11 protein-coding genes are annotated in these 13,267 nt (G+C 72.6%); 3 read left to right on the plus strand and 8 right to left on the minus strand.

Going from position 1 to position 13,267, the window contains the following annotated elements; genetic code table 11:
* Nucleotides 1-26 precede the first annotated feature (26 nt).
* The 4 genes from BUB75_RS24215 to BUB75_RS24230 all read right to left on the minus strand — a co-directional run bounded on the left by BUB75_RS24215 (nt 27) and on the right by BUB75_RS24230 (nt 2,442).
* Nucleotides 27-371, minus strand: coding sequence for a hypothetical protein (locus tag BUB75_RS24215; protein ID WP_073260079.1), 345 nt, complete (start codon nt 369-371; stop codon nt 27-29).
* Nucleotides 358-789, minus strand: coding sequence for a YbaB/EbfC family nucleoid-associated protein (locus tag BUB75_RS24220; RefSeq protein WP_218617735.1), 432 nt, complete (start codon nt 787-789; stop codon nt 358-360). Before BUB75_RS24220 ends, BUB75_RS24215 begins: the two co-directional genes overlap by 14 nt.
* 136 nt (nt 790-925) lie before the next feature.
* Complete coding sequence (locus tag BUB75_RS24225) at nt 926-1,522, minus strand: hypothetical protein (protein WP_073260081.1); 597 nt, start codon at nt 1,520-1,522, stop codon at nt 926-928.
* 32 nt (nt 1,523-1,554) lie between these two features.
* Entirely contained in the window at nt 1,555-2,442 is an 888-nt protein-coding gene (locus tag BUB75_RS24230) for an SseB family protein (protein WP_073260082.1), read from the minus strand.
* Nucleotides 2,443-2,528: 86 nt separating this feature from the next.
* Between BUB75_RS24230 and BUB75_RS24235 the strand changes: the two genes are divergently transcribed.
* Both BUB75_RS24235 and BUB75_RS24240 read left to right on the plus strand, forming a co-directional pair.
* A complete protein-coding gene (locus BUB75_RS24235) occupies nt 2,529-4,190 on the plus strand; it encodes a right-handed parallel beta-helix repeat-containing protein (RefSeq protein WP_073260083.1) in 1,662 nt (553 codons plus the stop codon).
* Nucleotides 4,187-5,440 carry a S8 family serine peptidase gene (locus tag BUB75_RS24240; protein ID WP_073260084.1) on the plus strand — a complete coding sequence of 418 codons (1,254 nt, stop codon included), beginning with the start codon at nt 4,187-4,189 and terminating at the stop codon, nt 5,438-5,440. The genes BUB75_RS24235 and BUB75_RS24240 overlap by 4 nt, the downstream gene beginning before the upstream one ends.
* Before the next feature lie 41 nt (nt 5,441-5,481).
* On the opposite strand, the gene BUB75_RS24245 is transcribed toward BUB75_RS24240, so the two are convergent.
* The 4 genes from BUB75_RS24245 to eccD all read right to left on the minus strand — a co-directional run bounded on the left by BUB75_RS24245 (nt 5,482) and on the right by eccD (nt 9,088).
* Complete coding sequence (locus BUB75_RS24245; protein WP_073260085.1) at nt 5,482-5,793, minus strand: WXG100 family type VII secretion target; 312 nt, start codon at nt 5,791-5,793, stop codon at nt 5,482-5,484.
* A gap of 14 nt (nt 5,794-5,807) precedes the next feature.
* On the minus strand, nt 5,808-6,155 hold the full coding sequence (locus BUB75_RS24250) for a WXG100 family type VII secretion target (RefSeq protein WP_084741643.1): 348 nt from the start codon (nt 6,153-6,155) through the stop codon (nt 5,808-5,810).
* A gap of 140 nt (nt 6,156-6,295) precedes the next feature.
* A complete protein-coding gene (gene eccB, locus BUB75_RS24255) occupies nt 6,296-7,684 on the minus strand; it encodes a type VII secretion protein EccB (RefSeq protein ID WP_073260087.1) in 1,389 nt (462 codons plus the stop codon).
* 6 nt (nt 7,685-7,690) lie between these two features.
* A complete protein-coding gene (eccD, locus tag BUB75_RS24260; protein WP_073260088.1) occupies nt 7,691-9,088 on the minus strand; it encodes a type VII secretion integral membrane protein EccD in 1,398 nt (465 codons plus the stop codon).
* A gap of 134 nt (nt 9,089-9,222) precedes the next feature.
* Between eccD and eccCa the strand changes: the two genes are divergently transcribed.
* The gene (gene eccCa / locus BUB75_RS24265) at nt 9,223-13,188 is read left to right on the plus strand and encodes a type VII secretion protein EccCa (RefSeq protein ID WP_073260089.1); all 3,966 of its coding nucleotides are present in this window, start codon (nt 9,223-9,225) and stop codon (nt 13,186-13,188) included.
* The last annotated feature ends 79 nt before the right edge of the window (nt 13,189-13,267 follow it).

A 13,267-nucleotide genomic window follows, 5' to 3' on the forward strand; every position in this document is an offset into this window, starting at 1 on the left:
GTCCGGGCGACCGGCCCGGCGCGGCGTCAGATGACGCTGTTGATGTCGTTCTCGGCCTGCAGGTCACCGATCTCGTAGTCGGTCGCGCCGGCGCTGAGCGCGTTGCCGATCGTGGTGGCCTCGGGTCCGAGGTCGCGCGCCTGGTTGTCGATCGCCTCGTGCAGCGGACCGCCGTCGGTGGGCTTGTTGTAGTTAGTGTTGAACGCCCTCGCGTAGTCGTCGCTGACGCCCTGCGGGCTACCCGCTTCGACCGCGGCGATCTGCGCGAGCAGGCTGCTCAGCCGCGCGGCGAACGCGTCCGCCTGCCCGGAAAGCTGCGTGGCGCGGGAGCGGAGCCCATCGGGGCCTTCGGTGAGTTCAACCCAGCCCATCGGTGTCGTCCTCCCGTATCTCGTTCCGCACGTCGGCGTCGTGCATGCGGCCCAGCCGCCAGAGGTTCAATTTGTCGGTGTTGCGGTTGCGCAGGTCGGCGGGGACCGTCCGGTCCAAGATCTTGCCGGTCTGGGCCAGCGCGTCCTCGGTGGCCTCCCGGACCGTGGCCGCGATCGTCGCGGCCAGTGCCTTGGAGTTCGGGTTGCGGTAGATGCGCGGGTCGAGCTCGAGTTCGAGCAGGTGCCCGCGCGGGCCGACCACGGCCTTGACCAGCCCGTCCCGCGACCAGGCGGTGCCGGTGACGCTCAGCGCCTCACGTTGGGCGCTCTCGGCCTTACTGATCGCCGACTGCAGGTCCTTGGCCATACTCGACACCGCCGACCAGTCGGGCCGATCGGTGCGTGCCTGGTCCCTCACCCGGCCCTCCAGCAGATACGTCGGCGCTAGGAGTACGTCGGCGCGCCGGTCGCCGCGATGCGGCCGGGGCCGGTGGGGGCGCTGTGATCCCCGTGTACGGTCCGACCGTATCGCACGGGACACAGCGGCGTTCGGGCTATCGTGCGGCCTCGACCCGTTCGAGTAGTTCGCGGTAGGCATCCCGGACGATTTCGAGCCGGTCGAGAGCGAATCGGTCCGGTTCGTCCTCGTACACCGCCAGCCCGAGTTCGCTGCGTACGGCGTCGGCCGGAATCGCGTCGGCGCCGGGAGGCACCCAGGCCAGGGCCTCGTCCATCGCGGCCGCAGCCGCGGCGAGCCGTACCCGCGCTTCGCGACGCACGTCCTCGTCCAGACCGGACGTCTCGGCCGGGACCGAACCGGCGAACCGGTCGGCGACCCAGAGCCACTCGCCCGGGTCGAGCAACTCCGACGGGGTGCCGTCGCCGTAGACGACCTGGCCGGCCGGCGGGAGGATCACCTGCGCCGGGAGGCGGAACACGAACTCCCGGCGCGCACCGCAGCCCGGGCAGTGCCCCTCGTACCGACTGCCGAGCGCGTCGCCGCCGAGGTCGATGATCGCGGTGTCGCGATCGAACGTGCTCTCGCCGCACTCGCAGGGCCGCAGGTCCATGTAGAGATGCGCCTCGGCGCTGGTCCGCGCGAGCGGTGGCTGTGTCGATGGCTGTGGGGCCTGCGGCTGGGGTGACGACATGAGTGGACTGTAGGCGGCCACCGCAGGCACCGTCAGACGGGCTCGAGGCCGTGGTAGCGGGACGCCGCCCGGGCCCACTCGACGAGCGCGGGCACCTGATCGCCGGGCAGGCGGGCCCGCAGGCCGGAGTCCGGATTGACCACCAGCGCGTACTCCGCGCCCGGCCACACCGCGGCGACCTCGAGCAGCGGCAGGCGCAGGGCCGGCACGGCGACGCCCGGAGCGGCCTCGGCCAGCCGTTCCTCGGACGTGAACACGCCGATCGCCGGTTCGACCTCCGGACTGTCGGGGGTGAGCGGCAACGCCGCCCAGGGAAAGCGCGGGTCGTCCAGCGCGACCCCGTCGTCCACCGGCCGTAACACCGGCAGCAGCACGTCGGCGAAGACGAGCAGGTCGAGCAGGAGCGGCACGTTGCCCTGCGCGAGGACGTCGGCCATCGTCTCCTCGATGTCGTTCGCCGGTGCCCCACCCGCGCCAGGCAACGGATCGAGCGAGGGCACACCCGCGTACGCGTCGACCACGGGCAGCGCGAACTCGGTCTCGCCGCGCGCGGCGTCGGCGACCTCGCCCACCGGCAGCGCCGCGTCGATCGGCAGCGTCGGGTTGAGGGCCAGCCACCAGTCCGGGTTCGGCCAGTCGCGGAGCAATCCGGGGTAGTCGACCCGCAGCACCGTGTCGGCTTCCGTCCCGAGGCACCGGGCCAGGCCCTCCGGCGACGTGAACGCCAGCAGGTGGGTGCGGCCACCGCGCTCCCAGGTGACCAGACGGCGCTCCGGCGCGCTGACCGCGGCGAGGTAGAGCGGCGACTCGGTCACCACCCGGAAATACCGTCCGGTGTCTGCGCGTAAGAGCGCGTGGTAAAGCAGCAGCTCCGGCTCGTTCGCCGGGCGCCACCGTAACGAGGGTTCGGTCTCCGCCACAGCGCCGGAGCCTAACCGCTGGCGCCGCGCTGTGCCGGTTGGGATACCGTGCACTCCGCCCCTACCTGCGGACCCCCCTCGGAGCCATGGCGCGCACCCTTCTCGTCTCATCACGGAAGCCCGGGGCGTACCCCTCGCTGGCCGACGCGTTGGAGGTCGCCGAGCCCGGCGCGACGATCTCGATCGAACCCGGCGAGTACCGGGAGAACGTTTCGGTCACCGGCGGATCGCTGACCCTGGTCGGGCTCGGCGAGCCCGGCGAGGTGACGATCGACGCGACCGGCACCGGCCGCCCGGTCGTCTCCGGCCGCGACGCGACCGTGACTCTGCGCGGGCTCTCCCTGCGCTCGGCCGACGGACCCGCGGTGCACGCCTCCGGCGGCGTGCTGGAACTCGCCGACTGCACGCTCGCGGCCGGTTACGGTGCGGCGATCACCGCCACCGACGGCGCGGAGCTGCGGGCCGGTTCCTGCCAGATCACCGCCGGTCAGTACGGCATCGTGTGCTCCGACGCCACCGGCGTGATCGAGGCGTGCGAGATCTCCGACATGATGGACGACGGCATCATCGTCCGGCTCGGGGCCGACCCGACGATCCGCAACACCACGGTCACCGGCGCCGGTTACCGCGGCGTCTACGTCTACCAGTCCGGCCGTCCGACGCTGGACGGCTGCGAGATCGCCCGGGCGGGTGACGTCGGAATCGCGGTCGCCTACGACAGCCACCCGACCGTGCGCTCCTGCCGCATCCACCACACCGGCGGCGTCGGCATCCAGGTCGGCAGCGGCTGCGGCGGGGTGATCGAGGACTGCCGGTTCGAGAGCACCGCGTCGCCGGACATCCTGCTCGAGCCGGGCGCGAACCCGACGATCAGCGCGACCCGCCAGACCCCGCTGACCGGCGCCGATGCCGACGACGGCGCGCAGGTCGAGGTCGAAAAACTGCTCGCGCAATTGGACGCGATGGTCGGGCTCGCCGCGGTGAAGAGCGAGGTCCGGTCACTGATCGACGAAATGCAGGTGAACACTTGGCGCCGCGAGGCCGGGCTGGCCGTCGGCGCGGTGAGCCACCACCTGATCTTCACCGGCGCGCCCGGAACCGGTAAGACCACCGTGGCCAGGCTCTACGGGCAGCTGCTCAAGAGCCTCGGCGTGCTGCCGGACGGGAAGTTCAAAGAGGTCTCTCGCCGCGATCTGGTCGGCCAGTACATCGGCCACACCGCGGAGAAGACGGCCGCGGTGATCGAAGAGGCGACCGGCGGCGTGCTGTTCATCGACGAGGCCTACACGCTCTCCCGGTCCAGCGGCGGCGGCGCCGACTTCGGCCAGGAAGCCATCGACATGCTGGTCAAGCTGATGGAGGACCGGCGGGACTCACTCGCGGTCATCGTCGCCGGCTACACCGCGGAGATGAGCGACTTCCTCGACGCGAACTCGGGTCTGGCGTCGCGGTTCGCCAAGACGCTGGAGTTCGAGAACTACAGCCCCGCCGAGCTGACGCTGATCGCCGGGCGGATCGCCGCCGCCGACGACTACCTGCTCGCGCCCGGCCTGGAGGACGGGCTGTTCGAGTGGTTCGCCGGCATCGACCGGACCGCCAACTTCGGCAACGCCCGCGAGGCGCGCAAGCTGCTGGAGGGCATGCGCAAGGCGCAGTCCGGACGGCTGCGGAGGCTCGGCCGGGTGCCCACCCGCGACGACCTGCGCACGCTCACACTCGACGACCTGCTGGCCGCGACCGGCTCATGAGGGGCGCCCGAGCCGCAGCGGTGGCGGCCGTCGTGCTGGCCGGGGTGCTCGCGCCGTGCACGCCCGCCGCGGCGGCACCGGCTACCGAGCAGTGCGTCGACCCAGGCACGGCGCTCGCCCAGGTGCCCTGGGCGCAGGAGCGTCAGTCCCCGAAGACGATCTGGCCGGTCGCCGACGGCGCGGGAACCACGGTCGCGGTCCTGTCCTCCGGTGTGGACGCGCGTCACGAGCAGCTCGCCGGGCGGGTCCGGGCAGGCGAGGACTACCTGCCGGAATCCACCTCCGGCGCCGACACCGACTGCCGGGGCGTCGGGACGCAGGTCGCGGGGGTGATCGCCGCGGACTTCGTTCCGAACATCGGCTTCAGCGGGCTGGCGCCCGGCGCGACGATCGTGTCGTACCGGGTGGCCCTGTCGACGCTCGTGGGCACCGGTGAGGGCGTCGACGAGCGGGCCGGGACCCCGGCCACGCTCGCCGAGGGGATCCGCGACGCCACCGCGGCGCGGCCCGACGTCCTGGTCGTGCCGGTCGTCACCTACACCGACGACCCGGGCCTGCGGGCCGCGGTGGCCGCGGCGATCGCCGCCGACATCGTGGTCGTCGCGTCGGTCGGCAACGTGTCGAATCCGGAGCAGGCGGCCGGGCTGCCCTACCCGGCGGCCTACGACGGCGTCGTCGGCGTGATCGCGATGAACCGGGAGGGCACGCTCGCCGGTGGTGGCGTCGCGCCGGCGGGCGTCGACCTGGCCGCGCCCGGCGACGAGCTGCTCTCCACCCAGGCGGGCGGCGGGCTGGTCGAGGTCGGCGGCAGCGCGATCGCAGCCGGGTACGTCGCGGGCACGGCAGCGCTGATCCGCAGCCGGTGGCCGTCCGCCCCGGCCACCGAGGTCGTGCGGCGGCTGCTGGCCACGGCGACGCCGTCCACCGAGCGCGCCGGGGACGGCATCGTCAACCCGGTGCAGGCCGTGACCGCGACGCTGACCACCGCATCACCCGAGGCGCGTGTCGCCGAGCCGAAGCGCGAGGCCGCGACCGGCGGGGACGACGGAGCGCGCCGGATCGCGCTCCTCGCGGCAGCCGTGCTGGCCGCCGCGGCGCTGCTGGGGGTGGCGTTCGCGGTCGCGCTGCCGCGAGGCAGGCGCCGTCGCTGGCGTCCCGGGTTCGCGCCGCTGCCCGAGGAGCACCCGGAGGACGACGCCCCGGCCCCACCTCGCATGCTGTTCGAGGACTGGACCGCGGGCAAACGCTGACGCCCCGGTGCACCGCACCGGGGCGTCGGAGAAAGCTCCCGTCAGGAGACGCCGAAGCGGCTGGCGACGTTCTGGTCCAGCGCCTTCATGTTGATCCCGGCGTCACCGACCTTCGTGGACAGCGACCGCAGCGTCACCGCCATGTCGTTCGCACCGGAGTGCCACTTGGCGCTCTGCGCCTGGAACGCCGCGGCGCCCTCGCTGCCACCCCACCCGTTGGCGAGCAGGTTCCGGATGACGGCGTCGACCTCGTCGAGGTTGGCGTTCATCTGCGCGACGAACGCCTCGATCGCGCCCGAGACGCTCGAGATGCCCTCGTAGTTGTAGAGCAGATCATCGGCTTCGTACGGCATGGTGCTAGGTCCTCTCAGCCGTTGGTCAGGGCAGTGACGACGCTGCCGCTACCGGGGTTGAACGCGTTGCCGACGGTCTGGATCTCGCGCGCGATCTCCTGGTCGGAGCTGCCGTAGTCGGCACTGGCGGCGTTGACGTTGCCGGCCATCGTGTTCAGCGCGGTGAGGATCTGCTTGAGCTGCTCGCCGAGCTGCGCCGAGACCGACTGCAGCGCGGCACCGCCGCCGCCCTGGAACGACGCTCCACCCTCGGACTGGATCGTGTACAGCAAGTTGGTCAGCTGCGCGGCGATACCTTCACCGACGTTCTCTGCCTTATTCGCAGCGTCGATGAGCATCTGCGGAGTGACGTTCATAGCCATGGCTGGGTCACCTTCGTTCTGCCTTCGTGGCTCGGAAGTCCTGAACGGAGGCCGCCACCGCGCCGGCCACCGCCGTTGCCTAACTTAGACACCACAAGCAACATTCGGACCAGTTTTCCCATCTGTCGCCCGTTTCCCGTTCATCGTTCACCGGGCGACGCGGTGCGCGCGGCTCCCTCCTGGGTCAGTGCGGGACCGGCGGGCACCCGGTCGAGTAGTGCGGTCGGTAGCGTGACCGCGTCCCCGGTCGAGTAGCCGAGCATCGCGAGCGCCTCGGCCGACTCCACCGGGAACCGCACGCCGACGTCGGTGACCAGGCTGTACGTCCCGGTCTCGCGGGCACGGACGACGGCGATCGCGCCGCCGGGCACCACGATCCGGTCGGCGAGCACCGCACCGTCGTTGGTGCGCGCCCGGGTCGGCGTCCCGACATCGGTGCTGCCGCCCTCGGGCACCACCGTGACGAGCGGCGCGTTCTCGCCGACGAACGCGGCGCACAGCCCGGATTTCGCGGACGTCGCGGCGAGCTTCGGCGATCGCTCGGGCGCCCGCTGGTCGGCCGGCGAGTCGGACTCGAGCTTCTCGCTCTTGCGCGCCGCGGTGATCTCGGCGGTCGCCATCGTCACCGGCTCGACCGCGCGGGTGGCCCGCAGCAAGTCCATCTGAAGGCCGGTGAGCGGGGCGAGCCCGTCGTCCAGGACGAGGTAGTCGGTCTCGCCGTTGTCCCGGCGGTCCGCGACGACCTCGCCGATGTCGTGCCCGGGCACCGCCTCAGATTCCTGCCCGGCGTCCGGGATCGACAGTTCGCGGATCGGGTCGCCCTCGGGGAGCGTGTCCAGCCAGGCGCTGCCGGCCTCGACCGGGCGGGTGCCGCTGCCGAACAGAGCGCTGGGCACCGTGCTGCCGGTGAGCCGGTAGCGGTGCCCACGCCAGACCAGGTACTCGGCGCCGGCCGCGGCATCGCGCACGTAGAGGCCGGACTCGCCGAGCGCCACCGCGTCCGCCGGCCCACCGCCGACGATCACCATCGTGACGACGGTGTCGCCCCCGGCGGCGTCGCGGCTCGGCAACACGCAGGACGACCAGCCTCCGTCGAGCACGAGCTTGGTGCTGGGCAGCGCCGCCGGCGCGTCCGCGATCCCGTGCGGGGTGCCGCGGGGGACGCCGCGCAGCGAGTTGCGGGGCACCGTGAACGTCTTCGGCGGTGCCTGGCCGGCGAGCAGCAACGCGCTGCTGTAGTTCAGTGCCGGGATCAGCGTCTCGCCCGCGTAGACGAACGCCGCGCCGGTCTCCTTCTCCACGACGACCGCGTTCTCGACCTTCCACCGGCCGCTGCCGGTCTTGGTCAGCAGACCGTAGATCCCGAACGCGGCCGCGACGATGACCGTGACCATGACGCCGACGAAGGCCGCACCGACGCCCCGCCGCAGCGGCGACTGCGCGGGGTCGGTCTCCCGCATGATCAGCGCGGAGATCGCCCGCTGCAGCATGAACTGGTAGGAGTGCAGCTGGTCCTTGCGCGAGGCCATGACGAATCAGCCGCCCAGCGAGGCGAACAGCCCCTGGACGTAGCCGTAGAAGCCGGTGAGCAGGCAGGCGATCGGCAGCAGCGAGACCAGCAGCAGCACGTCGAGGATGTCGGCCAACCGGCCCACGTACGGAGACGGCGGGCGGCGGCTGTAGAGCAGCCCCGCGCCGAGCACCGTGCCGCCGACGACCAGGGCCACCGGCACGGCGACCAGCACCGGCATGGCCAGCGCGAAGCCGGTGAACAGCAGCGCCAGCCCCAGCACGCCGCCGGCCAGCAGCGGGATCCGCTGCCGCGGGGTGGGGAACAGGCGCCCCCGTAACAGCAGCGCGGCCGACGCCACGGCGACCAGGATGACCGCGGACGTCCGTTCGGTGCCGGCCAGAACCCAGCCGCAGGCGACCCCGGTGACGCTCACCGCCAGGAGCAGACCGGTGAGCACCTCGTCCGCGCGGGCGACGGCGGCGAACACCTCCGCGCGTTGCGGCACCGGGTCGTCGCGCAGCATCTCCTCGGTGCGCTGCGGCAGCACCGGCATCGGCAGCTTGCCGATCCGCATCGAGAGCAGGGGATAGGCGGGCAGCAGCGAGATCGCCAGCGTGAGGACGATGGCCGCGATCCCGGCTTCGGACATGCCGGTCATGAGCGCGAGCAGGCCACCGACGACGCCGAGCAGGCCGGTGGCGACGCCGCCGACGAACACCCGGCCGTGCGCGCCGACTCCCAGATATCCGACGATCCCGGCGGTGGCCAGCGCGACCGATCCGACCAGCAGGTGCGCGGCGCCCAGCTCTCCGAGGTCGGTGCCCGCCGGCGCGACCGCGACCGCACCACCGGCGGCGGCGTACACCAGCCCCGGCCCGGCGACCGCGGCTCCGGCCACCGCGTCACCGGCGGCGCGGGCCAGCACGGTGCCGACGACGCAGAGCAGCAGCGCCACCCCGAGCGAGAGCCAGCCCGGCAGCGCCCACGGCGGGCCGGCCGAGAGGATCCCGACGACGCCGAGCAGCAGCGCGCCGGTGCCGACGGCCAGCGCACAGCGCCGCGTCGCCGTGCCACCCCACGAGCGTCCGTAGCGGCGGGCACCGCTGGCGATCGCCTCGACGACGTCGTCGTACTCGAGCTCGGGCCAGTCGGCCCGGCGGGGAACGAGGTGCAATACATCACCGTCGCGGACCCCCTGACCGGACAGGTTGCGGTCACCGGCGAGCAGCGTGCCGGTCGACGTGCGCAGCGCCCACCCGCCGTGGCGCTCGCCGTCGTCCGCGGCGCCCTCCCCGGCGTGCAGCAGCAGGCTGGGCAGGAGTTCCGCGACCGCGAGGTCCTCGGGTAACGCGACGTCGATCCGGCGCTTGGGCGTGCTGACCGTGACGCGCGCCAGCCCGGTTCCGACGGAGACGGTCACGCTGTGCTACCTCCGGACAAACGGGGGTCGAATCGACGGGGCAAACCTAGCAGCCGCCGGTGCCGCAGTTGCAGCCGAAGCCCGGTGGTTATCGTGCACTCTGTGCGGTGCCATCCGTCGAAAGGGGAGCCTGCGTGGTCGCGGTGATCGTGAAGCGTCCGGTGCGGCAGCCCGCGCCGGAGCTCCCCGGCGGCGAGGTGGTCCTGGACCCGCCGCCCGAGGCCCCGCAGCCGAACAACCAGGCCTGGTCCCGGCTGATGATGATCATGCCGATGGGCGCCGGAGCAGCGGCGATGGGCTTGATGGTCGGCGGCGGACGCGGTGGCGCGCTGGCCTACGTCGCCGGTGGCCTGTACGGCGTCTCGATCCTCGGCATGATCGCCGCCCAGCTGGCCAACCAGGGCGGCGGCCAGAGCAAGCGCGAGATGATCGCGGCCAGGCGGCAGTATCTGCGGCGGCTGTCGCAGCTGCGGGCCGCGGTCCGGGGGACCATCCGCCAGCAGCGGGAGGCGATGCTCTACCGGCACCCGGACCCGGACGCGCTGTGGTCGACCGCGCTCAGCGCCCGGCTGTGGGAACGCCGTCCGGCCGACGGCGACTTCGGCGTCGTCCGGATCGGACGCGGTGCGCAGGAGATCGCGACGCCGCTGATCCCGCCGGAGACCCGGCCGGTCGACGAGCTGGAACCGCTCTGCGCGAGCGCCTTGCGGCGCTTCGTCACCACGTACTCGGTGGTTCCCGACCTGCCGGTCGCGATGGCGCTGCGGGGCTTCTCTCACGTCCACGCGCGGGGGGACGCCGAGCGCGTGCACGGAATGGTGCGGGCGCTGATCGCGCAGCTGGCCACGTTCCACGCGCCGGAGGAGGCGCTGATCGCGTTCTGCGTCTCCGACCAGCAGCGTCCGCACTGGGAGTGGGCGAAGTGGCTGCCGCACGCGCTGCACCCCACCCGGTCGGACGCCGTCGGCCCGGTGCGGCTGGTGGCGCCGTCGGTGACCGCGCTGGAGGCGATGCTCGACGACGTCCTGGCCCACCGCCCACGCTTCAACCCGGGTGCCGCGCCGAGCGAGGGTGTCCACCTGCTGGTGGTGATCGACGGCGGCGCCACGATCGGATCGGACCACCTGATGGCCGAGGGCGGCGTCGAGGGCGTCACGATCCTCGACCTGGGCAACCCGCCGCCGCGGGTGCTCGACCCGTCGGCGATCGTCCTGGACGTGGACGCCGACGGCGTGCTGTCCAGCACGACGATGGACGGCCGGTCGGAGATCGGGCCCGCCGACAGCCTCGGCCCGATCGAACTGGGTGCGCTCGTGCGCCGGCTCGCTCCCTTGCGGCTGTCCGCGGCGTCGGTGGGGGAGACCCCGCTCGTCGGCGAACTCGGCCTCGCCGAGCTGCTCGACCTGGGCGATCCGTACGAGTTCGACGTGCAGCACGCCTGGGCGACGCGGCCCAACCGCGACCGGCTGCGGGTGCCGATCGGCGTGAACCCGGACGGCCGACCGGTGGAACTGGACCTCAAGGAATCCGCGCAGGACGGCATGGGCCCGCACGGCCTGCTGGTCGGTGCGACCGGCTCCGGTAAGAGCGAACTGCTGCGGACGCTGGTGCTCGCGCTCGCCGCCACCCACTCGTCCGAGACGCTCAACTTCGTCCTCGTCGACTTCAAGGGCGGCGCGACGTTCACCTCGCTGGACCGGTTACCGCACACCAGCGCGGTGATCACGAACCTCTCCGACGAGCTGGCGCTGGTCGACCGCATGCAGGACGCGATCTCCGGCGAGCTGATCCGCAGGCAGGAACTGCTGCGCTCGGCCGGTAAGTACGACTCGCAACGCGACTACGAGCGGGCCAGGGCCAGCGGTGTTCCGCTCGCCCCGCTACCGAGCCTGCTGATCATCTGCGACGAGTTCAGCGAGCTGCTCACCGCCAAACCCGACTTCATCGACATGTTCGTCCAGATCGGCCGCGTCGGTCGTTCGCTCGGTGTTCACCTACTGTTGGCGTCGCAGCGCCTGGAGGAGGGCCGGCTGCGCGGCCTGGACTCGCACCTCTCCTACCGGATCGGCCTGCGGACGTTCTCCTCGATGGAGAGCCGCACGGTACTCGGCGTCCCGGACGCCTACGAGCTGCCGCGGTCGCCGGGCAACGGCTACATCAAGGCGGGCACCGAGGGACTGGTCCGGTTCAAGGCGGCCTACGTCTCCGGCCGGTACCAGCGCGGGAAGGACCGGCCGCGTTCGCTGCCGCGCTCGGTCGACCCGGTGCAGCTCTACACCAGCCGCTACCAGGCAGCGGCCAACGCCGAACCGGAGCCGGTAGCGGTCCCGGCCCCCGACGCCGACGAGCACACCCCGCGCGGCGAGACGCTGCTGCGCGTCCTGGTCGAGCGTCTGACCGGGGTGGGTGTCCCGGCCCACCAGGTCTGGCTGCCGCCGCTGGCCGCACCGCCGACCCTCGACCAGCTGCTGCCGCCGCTGGTCACCGACCCCGTCCGCGGGCTGACCGTCGCCGACGTGGAGCGCCGCGGCGCGCTGCACGGCGTCGTCGGCCTCATCGACCGGCCGTTCGACCAACGGCGGGACGTGCTGGACGTCGACCTGTCCGGCGCAGCCGGAAACCTGATCGTGGCGGGCGCGCCGCAGGCCGGGAAGAGCACGCTGCTGCGCACGCTGGTGGCCGGGCTCGCGCTGACCCACACCCCCGCCGAGGTGCAGTTCTACGGTCTGGACTTCGGCGGTGGCGCGCTGGCGGGCCTGCGTGAGCTGCCGCACCTGGGCGGTGTCGCCGGCCGCCGGGACGTCGACGAGGTGCGCCGCACGATCGCCGAGATGCACACGTTGCTCACCGCGCGGGAGCAGCTGTTCACCGCGCACGGCGTCGACGGCATGGCCACCTACCGCCGGCTCAAGCGTGGCGGCCGGTTCGCCGAGGACGCGTTCGGCGACGTATTCCTCGTCGTCGACGGCTGGGGCACGCTGCGCACGGAGTTCGAGGACCTGGAGCCGGTGCTGACCGATCTCGCGCAGCGCGGGCTCGGCTACGGCATCCACCTGCTGGCCTCGGTGAGCCGGTGGATGGAGCTGCGACCGGCGGTCCGTGACATGTTCGGCACCCGGCTCGAGCTGCGGCTGGGTGACCCGTCGGACTCCGCGATCAACCGGCGCGCGGCGCTCAACGTCCCGAAGGACGCCACCGGCCGCGGCCTGACCCCGGACGCGATGCACTTCCTCACCGGGTTGCCGCGGATCGACGGCCACCCCGATCCCGCCAACCTCAGCGACGGCGTCGCCAAGCTGGTGCAGCGGATCCGCAACGATTGGCAGGGCGCTCCGGCGCCGGCCGTCCGCCTGCTCCCGCCGCTGCTGCCGTTCCACGCGCTGCCCCCGGCCGGGTCCGACACCGGGCGGGGCTTGCCGATCGGCATCGCCGAGGCCGACCTGTCCCCGGTGCGGCTGGACTTCGACGCGGAGCCGCACGCGCTGCTACTCGGCGACGTCGAGTGCGGCAAGAGCACGTTCCTGCGCTGCCTGGGCCGGACGATCACCGAGCGGTACGAACCGCGGCAGGCGCGGATCATCCTGCTGGACTACCGGCGCAGCCTGCTCGGGGCGATCAGCTCGGACCACCTGATCGGATACGGCACGTCGGCGGCGGTCACCACGGACCTGGTCGACCAGGTCGTCACCGTGATGAAGAGCCGCCTGCCGGGGCCCGACGTCACACCCGAGCAGCTCCGCACCCGCAGCTGGTGGAGCGGGCCCGACCTGTTCCTGCTGGTCGACGACTACGACCTGGTCGTCAACGGCCCCAACAACCCGCTGCTGCCGCTGCTGGAGTACCTCGCTCAGGGCCGCGACATCGGACTGCACGTCGTCGTGACCCGGCGGGTCGGCGGCGCGGCCAGGGCGCTCTACGACCCGTTCCTCGGCCGGATCCGCGAGCTGGCGTCGCCGGGCATCCTGATGTCCGGGCCGCGCGAGGAGGGACCGCTCTTCGGCAACCTCAAGCCGAGGCCGCTGCCGCCCGGCCGCGGCTGGCTGGTCACTCGCCGGGGCGGAAACCAGCTGGTCCAGTTGGCCCACCTTCCGGCCGAGTGACCGAAGTTTAACGTTAGTTGACGAAGTGAGCCGAGTGGCTGGAGAAGTGTTCGGGACCAACTAGGCTCGACGGAACGGC

This window comes from Cryptosporangium aurantiacum (assembly GCF_900143005.1).
Taxonomy (GTDB): domain Bacteria; phylum Actinomycetota; class Actinomycetes; order Mycobacteriales; family Cryptosporangiaceae; genus Cryptosporangium; species Cryptosporangium aurantiacum.

Bases quoted from the DNA above. Each gene is read 5' to 3' on its own strand.
- BUB75_RS24245 (WP_073260085.1), bottom strand. From the start codon at position 5,793: ATGCCGTACGAAGCCGATGATCTGCTCTACAACTACGAGGGCATCTCG.
- BUB75_RS24225 (WP_073260081.1), bottom strand. From the start codon at position 1,522: ATGTCGTCACCCCAGCCGCAGGCCCCACAGCCATCGACACAGCCACCG.
- BUB75_RS24250 (WP_084741643.1), bottom strand. From the start codon at position 6,155: ATGGCTATGAACGTCACTCCGCAGATGCTCATCGACGCTGCGAATAAG.
- BUB75_RS24240 (WP_073260084.1), top strand. From the start codon at position 4,187: ATGAGGGGCGCCCGAGCCGCAGCGGTGGCGGCCGTCGTGCTGGCCGGG.
- BUB75_RS24215 (WP_073260079.1), bottom strand. From the start codon at position 371: ATGGGCTGGGTTGAACTCACCGAAGGCCCCGATGGGCTCCGCTCCCGC.
- BUB75_RS24235 (WP_073260083.1), top strand. From the start codon at position 2,529: ATGGCGCGCACCCTTCTCGTCTCATCACGGAAGCCCGGGGCGTACCCC.
- eccB (WP_073260087.1), bottom strand. From the start codon at position 7,684: ATGGCCTCGCGCAAGGACCAGCTGCACTCCTACCAGTTCATGCTGCAG.